General features: G+C 72.2%; 11 protein-coding genes. 3 read left to right on the top strand and 8 right to left on the bottom strand.

What is annotated here, in order from left to right:
- Positions 1–79: 79 nt before the first annotated feature.
- Positions 80–370, top strand: a complete 291-nt coding sequence (locus tag ABT360_RS02175; RefSeq protein WP_351809285.1) for a chorismate mutase — start codon at positions 80–82, stop codon at positions 368–370.
- A gap of 461 nt (positions 371–831) precedes the next feature.
- On the opposite strand, the gene ABT360_RS02170 is transcribed toward ABT360_RS02175, so the two are convergent.
- Positions 832–2,529: a peptidase gene (locus ABT360_RS02170; RefSeq protein ID WP_351809282.1), complete on the bottom strand. Its 1,698-nt coding sequence runs from the start codon at positions 2,527–2,529 to the stop codon at positions 832–834.
- A gap of 288 nt (positions 2,530–2,817) precedes the next feature.
- Here ABT360_RS02170 and ABT360_RS02165 point away from each other — a divergent pair, with 288 nt between their 5' ends.
- Entirely contained in the window at positions 2,818–3,948 is a 1,131-nt protein-coding gene (locus tag ABT360_RS02165) for an LPXTG cell wall anchor domain-containing protein (RefSeq protein WP_351809279.1), read from the top strand.
- Between the two features lie 77 nt (positions 3,949–4,025).
- On the opposite strand, the gene ABT360_RS02160 is transcribed toward ABT360_RS02165, so the two are convergent.
- The 6 genes from ABT360_RS02160 to ABT360_RS02135 all read right to left on the bottom strand — a co-directional run bounded on the left by ABT360_RS02160 (position 4,026) and on the right by ABT360_RS02135 (position 16,860).
- On the bottom strand, positions 4,026–5,864 hold the full coding sequence (locus ABT360_RS02160) for a GMC family oxidoreductase (protein WP_351809276.1): 1,839 nt from the start codon (positions 5,862–5,864) through the stop codon (positions 4,026–4,028).
- Positions 5,865–5,895: 31 nt separating this feature from the next.
- On the bottom strand, positions 5,896–7,521 hold the full coding sequence (locus tag ABT360_RS02155) for a succinic semialdehyde dehydrogenase (protein WP_351809273.1): 1,626 nt from the start codon (positions 7,519–7,521) through the stop codon (positions 5,896–5,898).
- Between the two features lie 138 nt (positions 7,522–7,659).
- Positions 7,660–9,495 (bottom strand): serine/threonine-protein kinase, encoded by a 1,836-nt coding sequence (locus ABT360_RS02150; RefSeq protein ID WP_444852164.1) that lies wholly within the window; start codon positions 9,493–9,495, stop codon positions 7,660–7,662.
- Between the two features lie 100 nt (positions 9,496–9,595).
- Complete coding sequence (locus ABT360_RS02145; protein WP_351809267.1) at positions 9,596–11,464, bottom strand: serine/threonine-protein kinase; 1,869 nt, start codon at positions 11,462–11,464, stop codon at positions 9,596–9,598.
- Between the two features lie 158 nt (positions 11,465–11,622).
- Positions 11,623–14,169 (bottom strand): protein kinase, encoded by a 2,547-nt coding sequence (locus ABT360_RS02140; RefSeq protein WP_351809264.1) that lies wholly within the window; start codon positions 14,167–14,169, stop codon positions 11,623–11,625.
- A 138-nt stretch (positions 14,170–14,307) separates the two neighbouring features.
- Entirely contained in the window at positions 14,308–16,860 is a 2,553-nt protein-coding gene (locus ABT360_RS02135; RefSeq protein ID WP_351809261.1) for a serine/threonine protein kinase, read from the bottom strand.
- Between the two features lie 158 nt (positions 16,861–17,018).
- On the opposite strand from ABT360_RS02135, the gene ABT360_RS02130 reads away from it, so the two are divergent.
- Positions 17,019–18,095 carry a serine hydrolase domain-containing protein gene (locus tag ABT360_RS02130; RefSeq protein WP_351809258.1) on the top strand — a complete coding sequence of 359 codons (1,077 nt, stop codon included), beginning with the start codon at positions 17,019–17,021 and terminating at the stop codon, positions 18,093–18,095.
- On the opposite strand, the gene ABT360_RS02125 is transcribed toward ABT360_RS02130, so the two are convergent.
- Entirely contained in the window at positions 18,092–19,798 is a 1,707-nt protein-coding gene (locus ABT360_RS02125) for a glycerol-3-phosphate dehydrogenase/oxidase (protein ID WP_351809255.1), read from the bottom strand. The two genes, ABT360_RS02130 and ABT360_RS02125, sit on opposite strands and share 4 nt — an antisense overlap.
- Positions 19,799–19,835 lie beyond the last annotated feature (37 nt).

Below are 19,835 nucleotides of genomic sequence, written 5' to 3'. Positions count from 1 at the left end.
CGACAAGGTCCGGGGCGCCTGTCGTTTTTCCCGGACCTGGTCGCCGGCCCGGGGCCCCCTCCACCAAAGGAGCCCCGCCATGAACGCACTCGACTCCCTCGACAGGACCGGCGCCCGCACCGGCGAGGCCGCGGACGTGATCGCGGGCGCGCGTGAACGCATCGACGCGCTCGACGACCGGATCATCGGCCTCATCCAGGAACGGATGGCGGTCTCGGCCGTCATCCAGGAGGCCCGGATCTCGTCCGGCGGCCGGCGCGTGAACCTGGCACGGGAGATGGAGGTGCTGGCCCACTACAGGGACGCGCTGGGCAAGCCGGGTACGTCGCTGGCGATGACGATGCTGGAGCTGTGCCGCGGCCGCATCTGAGTTCGGGCGCGCTCTCACCCGTACGGCGCGTGACCGCTGCGGTACGGCTTCGTTGGTCCGGTTGTCCGTGTCAGCCAGGGGCGGGCCGAAGAAACCACGCGTGGCTCCGCCGGGGCGTGTGGCGTACCTCGTGGGTACGTCGTGGGACCTCGCCCCGGCGCGCGTGACCGGACGGCAGGGGACAGCAGCCCGGTCACCCGAAAAGGCGGTCGGTTCCGGGGACGCCCGGAACCGACCGCATCCGGTCCAAGGATCCGTACCACCCTCCTGGACCCGTCCCATGACTCCCCCACACCCCCACACCCCCTTCTCCCCACGACCACTGCCACCGAGCGGCGTTACCCCCCGACGCCGCTTCCCTCGGCACCCAGCGCTGCCCTGACGCCGGAGCCGATGGCCAAGGGCCCCGCGGAAGCGATTCCGCGGGGCCCTTGTTCTATGCCGGTTCCAGGCCTTCCGCCCTAGGAAGCGTTGGCGCGGCGACGGGCGACGACGAGGGCCGCGGCACCCGCGGCGACCAGGGCCGCCGCGCCGGCGGCGACCGGGAGGGCGAGCGAGCCGGTGTTGGCGAGGTTGCCACCGGTCTGGGTGGCCGGGTTCGAGCCGCCGGTGGTTCCGGTGCCCGACGTGCCCGTGGCGCCACCGGTCGTTCCGGTGGTGGACGTGCCACCCGCCGTCGAGCCGCCCGTGGTGGAGGTGCCGCCGGTGGAGGTGCCGCCCGTGCCGCCCGTGGCCGAGCCGCCGGTCGTCGAACCGCCCGTGGTGGTGTCCGTGCCGGTGTCCTTGGGGTTCAGGACCAGCTGGGCCGTGTTGTTGGCGGGCTTCGGGTCGAAGGCGAGCTCCGGGCGGCTCAGGAACTCGTTGCGGACGGTCACGGCGCCCTTGGCGTCCGCGACGACCTTGTCGATCTTCAGCTCGAAGGGCAGGGCGAAGTCCTCGTCCTCGAGCACCCGGATCGGTGTGTCACAGAAGTAGCGCGGCGCGCCGAGCGGCTCCTCGCGGTACCCGCCCTTGGCGGTGCGCGGCTCGCAGCGGGCCGGCTTCTTCGTGACCGTGGCGCCGGCCGGGATGGTCACGTCGACGGTGGCGACGGGGTCGCCGGAGCGGAGCCGGGCGATCCAGGCCGGACCGCTGTTGCGGAAGCCGACCGTCGCCTCGACCGTCCCGCCCGCGGCGGCGACGAGGGCCTCACCGTACGCGGCGAAGTCGGCCGTGTTCCGGGCGTGGAGGTCGAACTCCTGCTGGTTGTCCCGCAGGTCGAGGTCCGCCGCGCGGGCGGCGGACGGCGCCTTCTTCAGGGTGAGCTCCGGACCGGTGCCCTTGGCGGCCTTCCGGGTGCCGCTCCGCTCCTCGACACGGTGGACGAAGATTTCGGCGTAGGCGTGGTCCAGGGCCTTCAGCCCGATCGGCTCGGCGAGCGTGTAGCTGGCGCCGGGCTCGTACGTACCGGGGAAGTCGCAGACGGCCCGGGTCCAGCCCGGGGTCTCGGTGTAGTCGCAGTTGGCGTACCGCTGCGTGTGACCGAGGCCGTGCGAGTTCCTCAGCGTGAGGCGTACGCCGTCGGCCGCGGCCGTGCCGCTGTTGGTGAAGGTGATCGGGGCGTCCTGCACCTGGCCCGGCTCCACCTCGCGCTTCAGGTCGAGCGGGTGCATCACGAGGTCGGGCCCGCCGACGGTCACGCGGGAGGTGAACGAGGTGAAGGTCGCGCCCTCGGCCTCGCCGGTGACGTCGAGGTCGCCCGTGGCCCCGAGCGCGCTGCCCTTGGCCGCGGTGATCTTCAGCTCGGCGACGCTGTTGGGACCCGGGTGGAGGCCGAAGGAGTCGGTGCACGTGCCGGTGGTGCCGGTGAGGGAGCAGTTCGAGCTGCCGGTCTCACCGAATCGGACGTCGGCCACGCCCGTGAGGTCGCTCAGGTCGAAGGTGACGGTGTACTCGCCCTCGAAGTGGCCCTTCTCCTCGTCCTCACTCGGGTTGCTCACCATGACGTCGATGGTGGTGGTCTGCGGTTCGCCGGTGGCCGGATAGGGCCGCAGGCCCACTTCGGCGGGCCCGTCGAGCGTGAACACCGGGGCCTCGGCGGCGTACCCGGCCGGTGCGGCGCTCAGCACGACACCGGCGAGCAGCCCGGCGGCGGCGAGGGAGGAGGAAAGGCGTCTCATCAAGGAACCCCTGGTTGCGACGTACGGCGTGATTGCTGAACACGGGTTCGACCAGGGGACGGTCCGGATGGTTGCCCGGCCGGAGATCACGGATCGGGCACGGGGGGCACACAAGCGGAATGTGTGATGCAGCACACATAAGCTTTTCGTCAGTTGGCGTGCAACCTTCCCCGCTCGTCACAGGTCATGCATGCGGAACCAGGGGCCACGCCTGTGACACCACTGCCGGGTCGGCCCCCACGACACCGTGCCGCATGTGCGGTACGCCTGGACTTCACTGAGGTCTTCATGAAGCTTCGCCGCGCCATGGCGGTCGCCGCCGCGACCGCCGTCATAGCCCCTGCCGCCTTCCTGGCGGCTCCGGCCGCGTACGCGACGGACGGCACCACCAGCACGACCTCCACCTCCGGCGCCACGGGCGAGACGGAGAGCACCACGGACGACGGCACCACGACGACGGACGAGGCTCCGAAGACGGACGACGGCGCCACGACCGAGGACGGCACCACGACCGAGGACGGCACCACGACCGAGGACGGTTCGAAGACCGACGACGGTGCCGCCACGACCGAGGACGGCACGAAGACCGAGGACGGGTCCACGACGGACGAGGGCTCGAAGACCGAGGACGACAAGACCACGGGCGGCACCGAGGCCGGCACCGAGGACGGCGCCGACAAGCCGGGCACCGAGACCGGCACGGACGAGGAAGAGGTCGTCGAGGAGGACGAGGAGATCATCGAGGAGGAGGTCTGCAAGCAGGCCGCCGTCGATGTCTCGCTCTCCAACCTGCCCGGCAAGATCGTCGCGGGCAGCGGCTGGAAGAACTTCCAGCTGAACGTCAAGAACAACAGCACGGACGCCATCGACGACGTCGTCGTCGGCGCCTGGGCCTCGTACGAGAAGGACATGGACTCGTACACCGACCGCCTGGTCGAGAAGTACGCCAAGATCGAGTACAAGACGCCCAACGGCCAGTGGGAGAGCGGCGACCAGCTCTCCGGCGAGAACCTCGGCTTCTTCTTCGACGTCGTCAACCTGAAGAAGGACGAGAACCGCACCATCCAGCTGCGCATCTCGATCGACAACGCCGCGCCCGCCGGTGCCGCCCTCGGCTTCGCCGCCACGGGCTACGACAAGGACGAGGCGTGCTACGAGGACTACGCGTCCTACACCTTCGATGTTGTGGCCGCCGGCAGCAACGGTGGTGGCGGTGGCGAGGCCAAGCCGTCCGACCAGAAGCCTGCCGACCTGAAGCCGCAGGGCGGCTCGACCCCGATCAAGGTCGAGGGTGAGCTCGCCGAGACCGGTTCCAACTCGATGCTGCCGACCATCGGTATCGCCGGTGGTATCGCCATCGTCGCCGGTGCCGGTGTCGTCTTCGCGCTGAAGCGCCGTAACAGCGGTGCCGTCGCGTAACACGCGTACCACCTAGCACCACAGAGCAAGAGAGGCGCTGCACTCGGAGGGGGGTGCAGCGCCTCTCTCATGCCCGGCTACCGCTTGGGCGGTACCGCCGGGATGCCGAGGAACGGGAGCTTCAGGGCGCCGAAGGCGTTCGCCGGGACCGTCGGGGACTTGGGGGCGATCGGGGCGAGGCGTTCGTAGGAGGCGGTCTGGGGCGGGCGGGGGTCCTCTTCGCCCTTGTTGGGCCAGAAGGACATGGCGCGCTCCGCCTGGGCGGTGATCGTGAGGGACGGGTTCACGCCGAGGTTCGCGGAGACCGCCGCGCCGTCGATGACCGAGATGCCCGGGTGGCCGTAGAGACGGTGGTACGGGTCGATGACGCCGTCCTCCGCCGTCGCCCCGATCACGCAACCGCCCAGGAAGTGGGCGGTGAGCGGGGTGCCCATCAGCTCGCCGACGTTGGAGCCGGCGAAGCCGTTGATCTCCTCCGCCAGGAGGGTCGCCGCGCGGGTGCCCTCGGCGATCTGCTTGGGGTTGGGGGCGCCGTGGCCCTGGCGGGCGGTGAGCAGGCCCTTCCCGATGCCGTCCCGCTTGCGGTAGGTGGTCAGGGAGTTGTCCAGGGACTGCATGACCAGCCCGATGATGGTCCGCTCCGACCAGCGGCGGTTGGAGAGCGAGCGCATGGTCAGCAACGGGTGGCGGACCACGTTGCCCAGCCAGGCCCTGACCCGGCGTTCGGAGTAGGGGACCTGAAGGATGGAGAGGGACCCCATCGCGTTGGAGCCCTTGCCGTAGCGGACCGGTTCGATGTGGGTGCTGGCGTCCGGGTGGATGGACGACGTGATGGCGACGCCCCGGGTGAAGTCGGCACGCTTGTGGCCGTGCCGCTTGCGGTAGCGGCGGTCGGTGGTCTGCGAGCCGACCAGGGCCTCGGAGTTGGTACGGGTCAACTCGCCCAGGCGGTCGGAGATACGGGGCAGCTTCCCCTCGTCCTTCATGCGGTGCAGCAGCGTCTGCGTGCCGTACGTGCCGGCCGCGACGACGACGTACCGGCAGCGCAGCGTCCGCGGGGTGGCCTTGCGGCGGCGGTGCGTGGGGACGGTCGAGACGACGTAGCCGTCACCGGACGGGGCGTCGGCGACGGCGGTGACCGTGGTCATGGGGTGGATCACCGCCCCGGCCTTCTCCGCGAGGTAGAGGTAGTTCTCGGTGAGCATGTTCTTCGCGCCGTGGCGGCAGCCGGTCATGCACTCACCGCACTCGGTGCAGGCGCGGCGGGCCGGGCCGGCGCCGCCGAAGTACGGGTCGTCGGCCTGCTGCCCCGGTTCGGCCTTCGCCGTGCCGGCCCCGTCCCCGCCGGCCCCGTCCCCGCCGACGGCGTCCTTGCCGTCGCCGAAGAAGACACCGACGGGCGCGAGGTGGAAGGTGTCGCCGACGCCCATGGCCTGGGCGGCCGCCTTGAGGTGGATGTCGGAGGGGGTCATGGTCGGGTTGAGCCGTACGCCCAGCATGCGCTTGGCCTGGTCGTAGTACGGGGCCAGCTCCTCCCTCCAGTCGGTGATGGACCCCCACTGCTTGTCCCGGAAGAACGGCTCGGGCGGCACGTACAGGGTGTTGGCGTAGTTGAGCGAACCGCCGCCGACCCCGGCGCCCGCCAGGACCATGACGTTGCCGAGGAGGTGGATGCGCTGGATACCGAAGAGGCCCAGGGCGGGTGCCCACAGGTAGTTCTTCACGTCCCAGGAGTTCTTGGGCAGGGTGCCGGGGCTGAACCGGCGGCCCGCCTCCAGGACGCCGACGCGGTAGCCCTTCTCGGTCAGGCGGAGGGCCGAGACCGAGCCACCGAAGCCGGAGCCGACGATGATGACGTCGTAGTCGTACCCGTCAGGCGATTCGGCCTGGTTCCGGGCAGGGGGGACCTGGGGCATGGGCTCTCCTCGTACCGAAGTGGAAAAAGGTCTAGCGGAAGCGGAACGCCTTCATCAGGCGCAGGCTGCGGCTCATGAACGCGGCGTACTGCTCGTCGTCCATGCCGAAGGCCGGTGCGAGCGGAATCAGCCGCTGCTGCGCCACCGTCTGGGCCTCGGTGTACTTGAGGATGCCCTCCGAGCCGTGCCGACGGCCGAGACCCGAGTCCTTCATGCCGCCCATCGGCGACTGCACGCTGCCGTACGCCGGCCCGTACCCCTCGTTGATGTTCACCGTGCCTGTGCGCAGCTTCGCGGCGACGGCGTGGCCGCGGCGGCCGTCCTTGGTCCAGACGCTGGCGTTGAGGCCGTACGCCGTGGCGTTGGCGCGCTCGACGACCTCGTCCTCGTCGGTGAAGCGGTAGAGGGAGACGACCGGGCCGAAGGTCTCCTCGGTGCAGACGGACATCGGTTCCTGGACGCCGTCCAGGATGGTCGGCTCGTAGAACAGCGGGCCGATGTCGGGACGGGCGACGCCGCCGGCGAGGACCGTGGCGCCCTTGGCGACGGCCTCCTCCACGTGCCGCGTGACGGTCTCCAGCTGCCGCTCACCGGCCAGGCAGCCCATGTCGGCCCCGTAGGCGAGGGAGTTGCCGAGCCGCATCGCCTTCGTGCGGGCGGTGAATCGCTCGATGAAGTCGTCGGCTACGGACTCGTGGACGTACAGCCGCTCGATGGAGATGCAGAGCTGGCCGGCCGAGGAGAAGCAGGCGCGCACGGCGCCCGCGGCGGCCTTCTCCACGTCCGCGTCATGGAGGACCAGCATGGCGTTCTTGCCGCCCAGTTCGAGGGAGACGCCGACGAGGCGGGCGGCGGCGGCCTGCGCGACCTCGCGGCCGGTGCGGGTGGAGCCGGTGAAGGAGACGTAGTCGGCGTGCTTGACGACCTCGGGGCCGACGACCGGGCCGTCGCCGAGGACCACCTGGAAGACCTCCGCCGGGAGACCGGCCTCGATGAGGAGGTCCCGGGCCCACAGGGCGGTGAGCGCGGTCTCGGTGTCGGGCTTCATGACGACGGCGTTGCCGGAGACGAAGGCGGGCAGCGCGTCGCCGACGGACAGTTCGAGCGGGTAGTTCCAGGGGGCGATCTGGCCGACGACCCCGCGCGGCTGGCGCAGTTCGGTGACCTTGGTGAGGGTCGGTACGACGCCGGCGTGGCGCTTCGGCTTGAGGTACGCGGCCGCGCGGCGACCGTAGTGGCGGGCGGCGACGGCGACGGCCTGTATCTCTTCGTGGGCGTGCAGCCTGGCCTTGCCGGTCTCCAGCTGTATCAGGTCGAGGACCTCGGCCTGCCGCTGAAGGACCAGGTCGTGGAAGCGGAGGAGCACGGCGGCACGCGCGCGTACGGGCGTCGCGGCCCAGACCGGCTGGGCGACGCGGGCGCGGGCGAACGCCTCGGCGACGTCCTCGGGGGTGGACTCGGGCAGGTCGGCCAGCCGTTCCCCGGTGAACGGGCTGTGGTTGGCCGTCCGGCCGGAACCGACGACGCCCCGGGTGAGCTGGGCGACGACTTCGGGGGTGACCACATCGGCGGCGGTGCGGGCACCGGCCGGTGCGGGGGCTGTCGGATTCGTACCGAGAGGCGTGGCGGGGGCCTGCGTGTCCGTCGTGTCGGTCATGGGGGCGAGGGTATTCCGGATGCCGCCCGTGCGGTACCCGCCGGTAACAGCTTTTCCCGGGGCGCTCGCACCATGCCAGCGTTCACTGGCAAATAAGCCCTGATCAGGGCCTGGTCATGAGGCTGGTCATGAGGCTGGTCATGAGGGCCGTACCCGGAACGAATCGAGAAGGGTGTCGAAGTGGCGCTTCAGCTCGTCGCGCCGGGCCACCGGCGCCGAGACCCACACGTCGTACATCCGCCCGCTCTCGTCCCAGCAGATGTCGTACGTGCGGCGAGCCCCCTCCGAGGTGGAGAAGCCGTTCCAGGTGAACTCCCGGAGCGCGGCCGGCAGCCCGTTGTGCGTCGTCGGCGTGACCTTGGCGTCGCGGTAACCGGGATGGGCCTCCGGGCCGTTCGCGTGGGCGCGGCGCATGTACCCGAGGGGTCCGTCGGAGGCCGGGGCCTGGATCCGGATACCGATCCGCATCGCTCTGTCGGACGACATGTAGAAGACGCGTCTGTCATCGGTGGAACGGACGTACCCCAGGGGGACGGTCAGTGAGAAGCCGCGCGGGTCCGAAGCGGAGCGGTATCCGCTCGGTACGCGGGCGTGCGTGGAGGGGGCTGTGGGGGTGGAGGCGGGGGTGGTTGTCGGCCGGGGGCTGGGGGGACGGGTGGCGCCCGGGCCGTTGCCCGTACCGGTGCCGGTGCCGGCTGCCGCGCCGGGGGTGTTCGGGGCGGTGGGCGCGTTCGGTGACGGGGAAACGGTGGCTGTCGGGTGGTCACCGCCTCCGCCGCCGTCCCCGTCGTCTCCCAGGAGCAGGACGCCCGCCGCGCCCGCCCCGGCGAGGGCCACCAGCAGCGCGGCGGCCACCAGTGGCGTGCGGAGGCCGCGCCCGGCCGGGCGGCCGGGGTACCGGGCGGATTCCCCGTACCGGAGGACGTCGCGGGCGTGGGGCCGGTCGTGGGTGCGGATACGGTCACGGGCCCGGGAGCGGGCGCGGCCCGGGCGTTCCGGCACGGCGTCGGAGGGCGCGGGGCGCGAGGCGTCCGCGCGGGGCGGGACGGCGTCGGCGTACGGGCCGGCGGCACTGGTCGCCCTGCCGCCGTACGGCACCGGCGCGTCGTCGGCCACCTCATGCCCGCGCCGCCCGTATCCGCGCGACTCGGAGCCACGTCCGTCGGAGCCGTGTCCGTCGTACCCACGCCCGTCGGAGCCGCGTCCGTCGTACCCGCGCCCGTCGTATCCGCGAGGCCGTCCGGTATCCGCGTACGCCCGCAGCAGGCGTTCCGCCTCCGCCGCGCCCATGCGGCGGGCCGGGTCCCGCTGCAGCAGGCCCCGCACGACCGGCAGCAGCGGCCCCGCCGCCGCGGGCGGTCTGAAGTCCTCCTCCACGACCGCGTGCAGCACTCCGCCCAGCGAGTCCCTGTGGAACGGCGACTGGCCGGTCAGCACCGCGCACAGCAGCGCCCCCAGCGACCACAGGTCCGTCTCCGGACCGGCCTGCGCGCCCTGCATCCGCTCGGGCGCCGTGTACTCGGGCGAGCCGACGAACATCCCCGCCTCGGTGATCGTCGTCGACCCGGCCAGCTGGGCGATGCCGAAGTCGGTGAGAACGACACGCCCCGTCCCCTCCTCCAGCAGGACGTTGGCCGGTTTCAGGTCACGGTGCAGGACCCCCAGCGCGTGCGCGGCACGCAGGGCGCCCAGCAGCGCGAGGCCGATGCGGGCCGCTTCACGGGCGTCGAGCGGGCCTCGGGACGCGATGCGTTCGGCGAGCGAACCGCCTTCGACCAGCTCCATGACGATGTACGGGACACCGTCCTCCTCGACGACGTCGTGGACGCAGACGATGTGCGGATGGTGCACGCGCGCGATGGCACGCGCTTCACGGAGCGTCGGGTGAACGGCGGAACCCACGTCGACATGGAGTTCCTTGACGGCGACGCGACGGCCGAGCAACTCGTCGTACGCCCGCCAGACCGTACCCATGCCTCCCCGACCGAGCCGGGCCTCCAGCCGGTAGCGTCCGACGATCCGCCGCTGCTGCCCCGATCCGGACACGGCACATCCCCTCTGCTCGCGCCGAGGGTCACTCCTCGGCGGGACGCCAGCCGCGCAGCACGATGTCGAACTGCTCCCGGGTCACCGGCCAGTCGGCCGCGGGAGCGGACATGAACAACGCGTACTCGGTTCCGTCGTCCGCGTAGTACACCTGGTCGATCGCGTGCCGCTCGCCCGCGTCGGCGTTCTTCTCGGCCCAGGTGAACTCCCACAGACAGGATTCCAGTTGATCACGGAACGTGTTCGTGTGCAGCTCCTTCCGCTCATACCGGGGAAGCCGCTTCTTCAGCCCTTTCTCGATATCGAGCATGTGAAGACAGGGATTTTCGAAGTCGGGTGAGGCGTCGACGCTGATACGGATGAGGTGACGGCCGTTGTCGGGCGTGTAGTCGATCTGACCGCCTTCCGTCCGGCGCTTCCAGCCCTCCGGTACGAGAAGGCTGAAACCCGACGGGTCCTCGACCCGCTCCCAGCCCTCCGGAACGGACTGCGCCGGCCTGCCCCGGTCGGCCGCGGCGGCGCGGGCCGTGTCGTCGTTCCCGTACCGCATCACGGCGAAACCCGCGGCGCTGCCTACGACGGCGGCGAGAACGGTCACCAGGACGGCCGTGCGCAAAGCCCTGCGGCGGGAGGACCGACTGCGGACGGGTTCGTCGCCCGGGGTGCGTGGGCCGTCCGAGGCGCCCCCGGAGGACTTCCGCTCCATGGACGTGTGGCCGGCGGTCTCGTGGGCCCCGGTTTTCCGTGCCTCCGCCTTCAGGCCCTCTGCCTTCAGGCGCTCTGTTTTCAGGCGCTCTGTTTTCAGGGCCTCTGCATTCAGGCCCTCTGTGTTCAGGCCCGAGGTCGTCTGTTCCTCTGCCCTCCGGCCCGCGGTCATGTGCGCCGTGGCTCTTCGACCCCCGGTTCCCTGGCGGGCGGTTCCCCGGTCCGCGGTTCCCCGGCCCGCAGAATCCTCTTCCGGAGAGCCGGGCTCGCGCGTGTCCTCGCCGGGCTCCGGCAGTTTCACGGTCGCGGCCGACAGGTCCTGCCGGCTCATGGTCCGCGTCGGGACGTACGCCTGCGCGGCGGCCGGGGTGCGGCCCTCCATCGCCTCCAGCAGCATGCGTTCGGCCTCGGCCGCTTCCGGACGGTCCGCCGGGTCCTTGCGCAGCAGCGCGACGATGACGGGCGCGAGGGCGCCGGCATGCTCGGCGGGCGGCGGCTCCTCGGTCACCACGGCCTGCATCACGCTCAGCGGTGACGTGCGGTGGAAGGGCGGCGTGCCCTCGACGGCGGTGTAGAGCGTGGCGCCCAGTGCCCAGAGGTCGGAGGCGGGGCCCGGGTCGCCGCCGCGTACCCGCTCGGGGGCCAGGTACTCGATGGAGCCGACCAGTTCCCCGGTTCGGGTGATGGAGGAGTCGCCCTCGATGGCGGCGATCCCGAAGTCGGTGAGCAGGACGCGGCCGTCGCGGGCGAGCAGGACATTGCCGGGCTTGACGTCCCGGTGCAGCACACCGGCGGCATGCGCGGCGCGCAGCGCGCCCAGGACGTGCAGCCCGATGCGGGCGGCCTCACGTGCCTCGATACGACGATTTTCGGCCGCCTTGGCGGCGTCGGCGAGCGAGGGCCCGTCGACGTACTGCATCACGATCCAGGGACGGTTGTCCTGTTCCAGTACGTCGTGGACGGTGACGACGCCGGGGTGCGTGATGCGGGCGGCGGCGCGTGCCTCCTTCTGCGTACGGGCGTGGAGTACGGCCCGGTCGGCCTCGGAGACGTACTTACCGGCCGTGAGTTCCTTGACGGCGACGGTGCGGTGCAGCACTTCGTCGTGGGCGCGCCAGACCTTGCCCATGCCGCCGCGGCCGATGGCCTCGATCAGCCGGTAGCGACCGGCGAGCACGGGTCCCGCGCCCATGCCTTGAGAGTGTTCCACTGTCCCCCGCTCGTTCCTTCGGATTCCAGGTTACGGAGGGTTGTGCCGTGGCCGAAACCTCGGGGTTGCCAAGGAGACCGCTCTGTGATGCGTAGTTGGGGTTTCAGACGCATTTGTGACGAACAGCGAGTGACGGTGTCTCAGCGGGTGGACTGATACACGCCGACCGCCTGTTGGTAGATCTCGGAGACCTTGTCACGCTGGGTTTCCGGACCGATGACCTGGACGACGTGATAGCGGTCGCCCACGATCAGGGCGAGGTTCCGGACGTACACCTCGCGGCCGTTGGCGTCCGACCAGGTGAACTGGCCCTCCGCCATGACCTGTCGGCCCACGTCTATCCGGCGCAGCCCGGTGGCGGTTGCCCAGCTGGAGTCGCGCCAGGGCTGGAGCTCCCGCTCCTTGGTGCGCTGGTACTCCAAGGGGTCGCTGCCACCCGCCTGGACGGTGTCCCGGCCCGGGACCACGATCAGGGTGAAGTCGCCGCCGGTGTAGCGGACCTGCCCCACGTCGTTGATGGGGCTGCGCTGCCAGCTCTTGTCGACACCGATACGGAAGCCCTCGGGGTCGTCGCGCACGGTGTATCCGGCTGCCAGGTCCGGCGCGTCGGGGATGACGGTGTTGGTGGACGGGGCGGGGCCGCTCGGAGTGGGCTGCTGCTGCGGGGACCCGGATGGCTGGGACTGCGGGGGCTGTTGCGGCCGCTGGGACGGCTGTGACGGTTGAGGGGACTGGCCCCGGCTCTGCGGTTCCGCCTTGGGCATGAACATCACGGCGTACGCGATGGCGGCGGCGAGCGCGAGCAGTATGGCGAGCAGCAGCGTACGTCCGAGGGCTCGCGGGGCACGAGGGGCGCGCGGGGTGTGCGGAGTGCGCGGGGTGTGTGAGGCCCGAGGGGCGCCGTCGTTGCCCCTCGCGGGCCGGGTCTTCTTGCTGTGCCGGTGACGGCCGTGGGTGGTGCCCGGCGCGCGAGGGCGGCGCCTGCGGACCAGTTCGCCCCGGCGGCGTACGACCGGCAGGCGGGTGGCGTCGACGGACGGCATGGGGACGACCCCGGTGCCCGCGTCGGGCTCCGGCGCCGACCGGACGAGCGAACGCAGCCACCCGCGCAGCTCCTCGAAGTCCGGGCGCTCGGTCGGGTCCTGGCGCAGCAGCGACTCGACGACCGGGCGCAGCGGACCGCACTCCTCGGCGAACGCGGGCGGCTCAGCGCACACCATCTGGACCAGCTCGGCGGCGTTCTCCTCGGGGTACGGGGCGTGGCCCTGGACCGCGCGGTAGAGCAGCGCGCCGAGCGCCCACAGGTCGGTGGCGGGGCCGATGGGCGGGGCCAGCTGCCAGGTCTCGTGGACCGGCCCGGCCTGTTCGGGCGCCCACCGCTCCGTCACGGCTCCGACGACGGCGATCCGGGCCTGGCGGGCGCGTTCGGCGGCGAGGGGCGTGGCGGGGCCCCGGTACCGCGGGGCGGCGGCCTGCGCGTCCGCGACGACGTCGTCCCAGCGGCCCGGTCCGGCCGGCTGTTCCGCCGGTGACGGGCCGGGAGCGCGGGCCTGGCGCTGGGCGTCGGCGCGCAGCGCGTCCCTGGTGCCGTACGGGGAGACGCCCCCGCCGGCCGGAATGGAGCCGGGGCCGGAGCCCGGGCCGTCACTCCAGGTTCCCGCCAGCAGGACGCGCCGCGGGGCTCCGCCGTCGCCGTCGCCCTCGCCGGTGTCGTCGTCATCGTCGTCAAGGTCGGCGGCCTGCGACCACCACTGCGGCTCGTAGTCGTCCGGTGTGCCGCCTGCCGGGGCCGCGGGGCCCTTCGGCGGGGGCGGCAGGGAGAGGGCGGCGCCCGCCTCGTCCGCACGGGCGGCGGCCCGTGCTCCGGCCCGGTAGGCGGCGATGGCCCCGGCCCGGGTGGCGCGCTCGTCCGGCGCGGGCGGCTGCGGGAGGGTGGGCTCCGGGAGCAGGGGCGGCTCCGGGAGCGTGGGCGTGGCCAGTTCGTACCCGGGCGCGAGCGCGGGCAGGGGCGCGGGGGCGGGATCCGGAGGACCCGGTGCGTGCGGGAAGTCGTCGTCGGCGTCCGGATCCGGGACCGGGGCGTACCCGCACAGCGCCTCTTCCGCGGCGCCCGCCGCGAGCCCCGTCAGGACGACCCGTCCGTCGTCGCAGACCAGCACCGTACGGGCCGTGATGTTCCGGTGGACCCAGCCGTGCGCGTGGAGCGCGCGCAGCGCGGTGAGCACGTCCGAGCCGATCTCGGCCGCCCGGTACGGGCTCAGTGGCTTCTCCGCGAGCAGCGCCGCCAGCGGTCTGGCCGCCACCAGTTCACTCACTATCCACAGCGACCCGGCCTCGGCGAAGACGTCGAAAACCTGGTCGAGCCGAGGGTGGTCCGGGATCTGCGCCGCCGCCTGCGCGGCTTCGATGGCCCGGCGTACTGCCGGGTCACCGGAGCGCCGGACGGCCCGGCCGGTCGCCGCTCTGCGCGGCGGCACGCGCGACCCGGCCGAGCCGGTGGACCCGCCCGGCCGCTCCGGTTCCACGACCTCGGCGTCGACGACCTCCGGCAACGGAAGCTGCCGGACCAGCACTTCCTGACCGCTGTACGTGTCGAAGGCGCGCGTCTCGACGAGTTCGTACTCGTCCGACGGCGGCAAGGGCAGGCGGTAGCGGTCGGCGAGCACCCTCCCCGCGTAGTCGTCCACGACGCCGCCTCCCCACAAGCGCGCTGTCCCCCGGCTTCACAGACCGTACGAGACCGTCAATTCTGGTCGTCGCACGTGCAGTTACCCGCTCATTCCGGCTGCGTACGGTCCACGAGCTCTCACGATACGTGGCCCTGGTCAGTCCTTGGGGCTGAACGTCGCGAACGCCGTGTCCCGCAGCGTCTTGCACTCCGCGCCGTCCCACTCCGCGGCCTTGCAGGTGATCATGATGGCGTAACCGTGCGTGGCGTCGACCTTGAAGCCCCGGTTGAGCACCCGTACCCGCTCCCCGTTCTGCTCGCGCTCGAACCGCCAGTCGGCGACCGTCGGATAACCCTTGTAGTCCACCTCGTCGATGCCATGATGCCGGTAGCCACTGACACTGGCCTTGAGACCGAGCCAGGCGGCCGTCCAGGCGGCCACGGCATCGTCCTTGGGGCTGTTCGTGAAGTCCACCTGGACGCGCGGGAACCCACCGCTCCGGCTGTATATCCCGCCCGAGTTCTGTCCCGCTATGGCAGTCCTGCGGAAGTCCGACGGCATGGCCATGGAGAAGTGGAACCGGTCGTCGCTGACCATGGTGTACCCGGCCGGCAGTGCCGCCCCGCCGGTGCCCGTCCCCGGCCCGCCGGACGGCTTCACGCCACCATTGCCGCCATTGCCGCCGCCCGTACCGGGCTGCTCGCCTTCCTGCTCCTTGCCCGGCTCGCCGGCAGGCTGGTCGTCGTTACCGCCGGTGGCGCCCTGCGCGACCGCCGAACCGGCCGATGCCGTCCGGTCGGAGCCGGGCGTGCCCTGGCCCTTGGCGCCCGGCTCGTCGTCACCGCCCAGAGCGAAGGCGAGCACGGCGGCGATCACCGCGAGGACGACGACGACCGCGATGATCACAAGCGTACGGCGCGGCACCACATCGGTGAGCGGTGCCCGCCCGGGAGTCACCGGCGCGGAACGCTCGGCGGTCTGCGATCCGGACGCCGGCTCCGCCTTGGCGAACGCCGCCGCGTTGCGCACGGAACGCAGCGCGCCGCGCATCCGCTCCGCCGCCGGGTCGTCCGCCTCCCTGGGCTTGGCGGCGGCGTCCTCGCCGGGCAGCGGCAACAGGGGCACGATGCGCGTGACCTCCGGCGACGGCTCGGGCACCGAGGCCATGGGCGCCGCGGGGGCGTGGATCACGTCGTTGAGCAGCACGCGGGCGCCCGCGTCGTCGAGGCGCTTGGCCGGGTCCTTGTGGAGGAGTCCGTAGATGACCTCCTCCAGCGGGCCCGCGTTCTTCGGCGGGTCGAGCTGCTCGGTCATCACGGCGGTGAGCGTCGCGATGGCGGAACCCTTGTCGTACGGCGGGCAGCCCTCCACGCACGCGTAGAGCAGGCCACCCAGCGACCACATGTCCGCCGCCGGGCCCGGCTTGTGGCCGCGGGCCCGCTCGGGCGAAATGTACGACGGGGCGCCGACGAGCATGCCGGTCGAGGTGATGGACGGGTCTCCCTCGACCTGGGCGATACCGAAGTCGGTGAGGACGACCCGGCCGTCGTCCGCGATGAGGACGTTCGACGGCTTCACATCGCGGTGCAGGATGCCCTCGCGGTGCGCGGAACGCAGGACGTCGAGGATGGCGAGCCCCACCTCGGCCGCGCGCCTGGGCGTGAGGACACCGTCCTCGCGGATGGCGTCGGCGAGCGACTTGCCCTCGATCAGCTCCATGACGATCCAGGGGCGGTCGTCCTCGTCGACGACGTCGTAGACGGTCACGGCGCCGTTGTTGCGGATCCGGGCGATCGCCTTGGCCTCGCGGAGGGTGCGCGTGATGAGGCGGCGCTTCTCGTCCTCGTCGATGCTGTTGGGGAAGCGGAGTTCCTTGACGGCCACGGTGCGGCCGAGCGTCTCGTCGACGGCCCGCCAGACGGTGCCCATGCCGCCGCGTCCCAGGACGCCCCCGAGCCGGTAGCGGCCCGCGAGCAGCCGCCCTTCCTTGGTCGGACGCCCCGTTGACGCCGTGTCGGCCCGGCCACCGCCGCGCCCACCGGACGCCGTCGGCTTCGCCCCGGTCTCCGCGGACGCCGTGCCCTTGCCGCCCCTCGGTTCCTTGGCTCCCTTGGACGGCTCCTTGGACTCCTTGGGCGCCTCGGAGGCCTTGGGCTCCGGGGAGTCCTTCGGTTCCGGGGAGTCCTTCGGTTCCGTGGAGTCCTTCGGCTTCTTCACGTCCTCAGCCGTACCCGAGCGCGCCGCGGGGACCGAACGGCCACCAGTGCTCGCGGGCGTGGGCGAGGGCGAGGGCAACGGCGCCTTGCCCGGCACCTCGTCGCCCGCGCTCCGCGCGCCCTGCGGATCCGCGTCCCGCTCGCTGCCCGCGTCCTTGCCCGAACGGTCACCGGACTTCGCGGCATCAGCACCCTTGTCCGACCGGGGTGCGGGGACGGAGGTGTCCGCACCCGCTCCCGGGCGGTCCGCGTCCCGCTCACCGCCCGCGCCCTTGCCCGAGGGGTCGCCGGACCCGTCGGCCGCTGCCTCGGGCCGGCCGGCGCCCAGCTTCATGGTCGCGTCCTTGACCGGCTCGGTACCCGACGTGGCCGGTGCGTCCCCGGCCGACTCGGCGGCCGGCTTGGTGTCCGGCCCGTCCGGTCCGACACCCGGCTTCGCCGCGTCCCGCTGAGGTTCCCGAGCCGCGTTCCGCGACTGCTCCGCTCCCGACATGCGTCCCCTCTGCGATCCCTGATCCTCGCCCGCGCCTGCCGCTTCCGCGCGATGCGGTAACCCGCCCTGGAAGAGCGTCCATTGTCTCTCACTCCGGGACCGGCGAATCTCCCGGGTCCTCCGTCGGCCAGGATGGGCTCCGAAGGAGGGATCCCACGATGCCACTGCCCCGCGCCCGGCTCGCCGTTCCGCTGGTCACCGCCCTGCTCGGGCTGGGCGCCGGCCCGCTGTCGGGGGAACCCTCCCCCACCCCTCCCTCCGCCGTTCTACCCCGACTCGTCTCCGAGGGCCATGCCCCGGCCGCGGCGATGCTGTCCGCCTCGCCCACCGCGTCGCGGTTCCAGGCAGCCGGTCCCGGCATTCGCCGCGCCGACCGCTTCCGCGCGGGCAGCATCACCAAGACGTTCGTGGCGACGGTCGTTCTCCAACTGACCACCGAGGGCAGGCTGCACCTCGACGATCCGGTCGGGCGCCATCTGCCCGGCCTGCTGCCCCACGAGGCGGGCCGGCGGGTCACGCTGCGCGCCCTGCTCACCCACACCAGCGGTCTGCCGGACTACGCCGATGTCAGCAGCCGCCTGTCCCCCACGGCACGGACCACCGCCCGTGAGGCCGTCCGCCGCGCTCTGGCCCGCACGCCGGGGCCCGTCGGACGTTACGCGTACTCCAACACCAATTACGTCCTGCTCGGCCTCGTCATCGAACAGGTCACCGGCCGCACCTACGCGGCCGAGGCGAGTCGGCGCATCATCAGCCCTCTGCGCCTCGGCGGCACTTCCTTCCCCGGTGCCCGCACGGCTCTGCCCCCGCCGCACGGCCGGGCCTACGATGCCGCCGGCCGGGACGTCACCGCGCTCGACCCGCGCACCGCCGACGCGGCGGGCGAACTGATCAGCACCCTCGACGACCTGAACCGCTTCTACGCCGCCCTCCTCTCCGGCCGCCTGCTCCCCGCGCCCCAGCTCCGGCAGCTGCTGGACACCCGCCCGGCGAACGGCCCCTACGGCATGGGCATCTACCCGCACCGGCTTCCCTGCGGCACCACGGTGTGGGGTCACAACGGCCACATCAAAGGCAGCTACGTCCGCACCGCCACCACCGGCGACGGCCGACGCACCGTCACCTTCCGGGTCAATACGGACGCCGTGCCGGACAGCGCCCTCGACTCCCTGGAACCGGCCCTCCTGGCAGCCGAGTTCTGCCGCGCCGACGGGGCCACAGAAGGCGCACCCTAGAGCGGCACGATGTCCGGCGCGCCCAGCCGTGCCGCGTCCGCCGTCAGGTCGTCCGGTTGCCGCTGCGATTCGCGCTCCGCCTCCACCCGCTTCTCGTAGTGCTCCACCTCCCTCTCGATGTGCCCTTCGTCCCAGCCCAGCACCGGCGCCATCAGTTCCGCGCACTCGCGCGCGCTGCGGGTTCCCCGGTCGAAGGTCTCGATGGAGATGCGGGTCCGCCGGGTCAGCACGTCGTCCAGGTGCCGGGCGCCCTCGTGCGACGCCGCGTAGACGACTTCGGCCCGCAAGTAGTCGTCGGCACCGCCCAGCGGTTCACCGAGCTTCGGATCGGCGACGATCAGGTCCAGCAGCTCCTCCACCAGCGAGCCGTACCGGTTCAGCAGGTGCTCCACGCGTGCCACGTGAAGCCCCGTCCGGGCGGCGATCCGAGCACGCGCGTTCCACAGCGCCCGGTATCCCTCGGCGCCCAGCAGCGGCACGTCCTCCGTGACACAGGAGGCCACCCGCATGTCGAGGCCGTGCACCGCCTCGTCCACCGCGTCCTTGGCCATCACCCGGTACGTCGTGTACTTGCCGCCCGCCACGACGACCAGACCCGGCACCGGATGGGCCACGGTGTGCTCGCGGGACAGCTTGCTCGTCGCGTCGGACTCGCCGGCCAGCAGCGGCCGCAGGCCCGCGTACACACCCTGCACGTCGTCCCGGGCGAGCGGCACCGCCAGCACGCTGTTCACATGCTCCAGCAGGTAGTCGATGTCGGCGCTGGACGCCGCCGGGTGGGCCTTGTCCAGGTCCCAGTCGGTGTCGGTGGTCCCCACGATCCAGTGGCGGCCCCACGGGATGACGAACAGCACCGACTTCTCGGTGCGGAGGATCAGGCCGCTGTTCGAGTGAATCCGGTCCTTGGGCACGACCAGGTGGATGCCCTTCGACGCCCGTACGTGGAACTGCCCCCTCTCCCCGATCAGGGCCTGCGTGTCGTCCGTCCACACCCCGGTCGCGTTGACGACCTGCTTGGCGCGGACCTCGTACTCGCCGCCCGCCTCCACGTCCTGGACCCGGGCGCCGACCACGCGTTCGCCCTCGCGCAGGAAGCCGATGACCCGTGCCCGGCTGGCGACGTGCGCGCCGTAACTCGCCGCCGTCCGCACGAGCGTCGCCACGAAGCGGGCGTCGTCCATCTGCGCGTCGTAGTACTGCAACGCCCCGACCAGGGCGTCCCTCTTCAGCGCGGGCGCCACCCGCAGCGCCTGCCGCCGTGAGAGGTGCCGGTGTACGGGCAGCCCGCGTCCGTGCCCCGACGAGACGGACATCGCGTCGTACAGCGCGACGCCCGACCCGGCGTAGAGCCGCTCCCAGCCCTTGTGCTGGAGCGGGTAGAGGAACGGCACCGGTTTCACCAGGTGCGGAGCCAGCCGCTCCAGCAGCAGCCCGCGCTCCTTCAGCGCTTCCCGCACGAGCGCGAAGTCCAGCATCTCGAGATAGCGCAGCCCGCCGTGGATCAGCTTGCTCGACCGGCTGGAGGTGCCCGACGCCCAGTCGCGCGCCTCCACCAGCCCGGTCGCCAGTCCGCGTGTCGCCGCGTCGAGAGCCGTACCGGCGCCCACCACCCCGGCGCCCACGACCAGCACGTCCAGTTCACGATCGGCCATGGCCGCCAGCGCCTCGGCGCGCTCGGCGGGTCCCAGTGTCGCTGTCCTCACCGCTGCCTCCCGTCGCCCCCGTGTGGTCCCCGTATGG

Origin of the sequence: Streptomyces sp. NPDC000229 (assembly GCF_040300825.1) — a bacterium.
Taxonomy (GTDB): Bacteria; Actinomycetota; Actinomycetes; order Streptomycetales; family Streptomycetaceae; genus Streptomyces.
This window is presented reverse-complemented; position numbering and strand designations above follow the sequence as displayed.

What these genes read in the sequence shown, in the direction of transcription:
- ABT360_RS02175 (WP_351809285.1), top strand. Translation starts at nt 80, where the DNA reads ATGAACGCACTCGACTCCCTCGACAGGACCGGCGCCCGCACCGGCGAG.
- ABT360_RS02170 (WP_351809282.1), bottom strand. Translation starts at nt 2,529, where the DNA reads ATGAGACGCCTTTCCTCCTCCCTCGCCGCCGCCGGGCTGCTCGCCGGT.
- ABT360_RS02165 (WP_351809279.1), top strand. Translation starts at nt 2,818, where the DNA reads ATGAAGCTTCGCCGCGCCATGGCGGTCGCCGCCGCGACCGCCGTCATA.
- ABT360_RS02160 (WP_351809276.1), bottom strand. Translation starts at nt 5,864, where the DNA reads ATGCCCCAGGTCCCCCCTGCCCGGAACCAGGCCGAATCGCCTGACGGG.
- ABT360_RS02155 (WP_351809273.1), bottom strand. Translation starts at nt 7,521, where the DNA reads ATGACCGACACGACGGACACGCAGGCCCCCGCCACGCCTCTCGGTACG.
- ABT360_RS02150 (WP_444852164.1), bottom strand. Translation starts at nt 9,495, where the DNA reads ATGGGTACGGTCTGGCGGGCGTACGACGAGTTGCTCGGCCGTCGCGTC.
- ABT360_RS02145 (WP_351809267.1), bottom strand. Translation starts at nt 11,464, where the DNA reads ATGGGCGCGGGACCCGTGCTCGCCGGTCGCTACCGGCTGATCGAGGCC.
- ABT360_RS02135 (WP_351809261.1), bottom strand. Translation starts at nt 16,860, where the DNA reads ATGTCGGGAGCGGAGCAGTCGCGGAACGCGGCTCGGGAACCTCAGCGG.
- ABT360_RS02130 (WP_351809258.1), top strand. Translation starts at nt 17,019, where the DNA reads ATGCCACTGCCCCGCGCCCGGCTCGCCGTTCCGCTGGTCACCGCCCTG.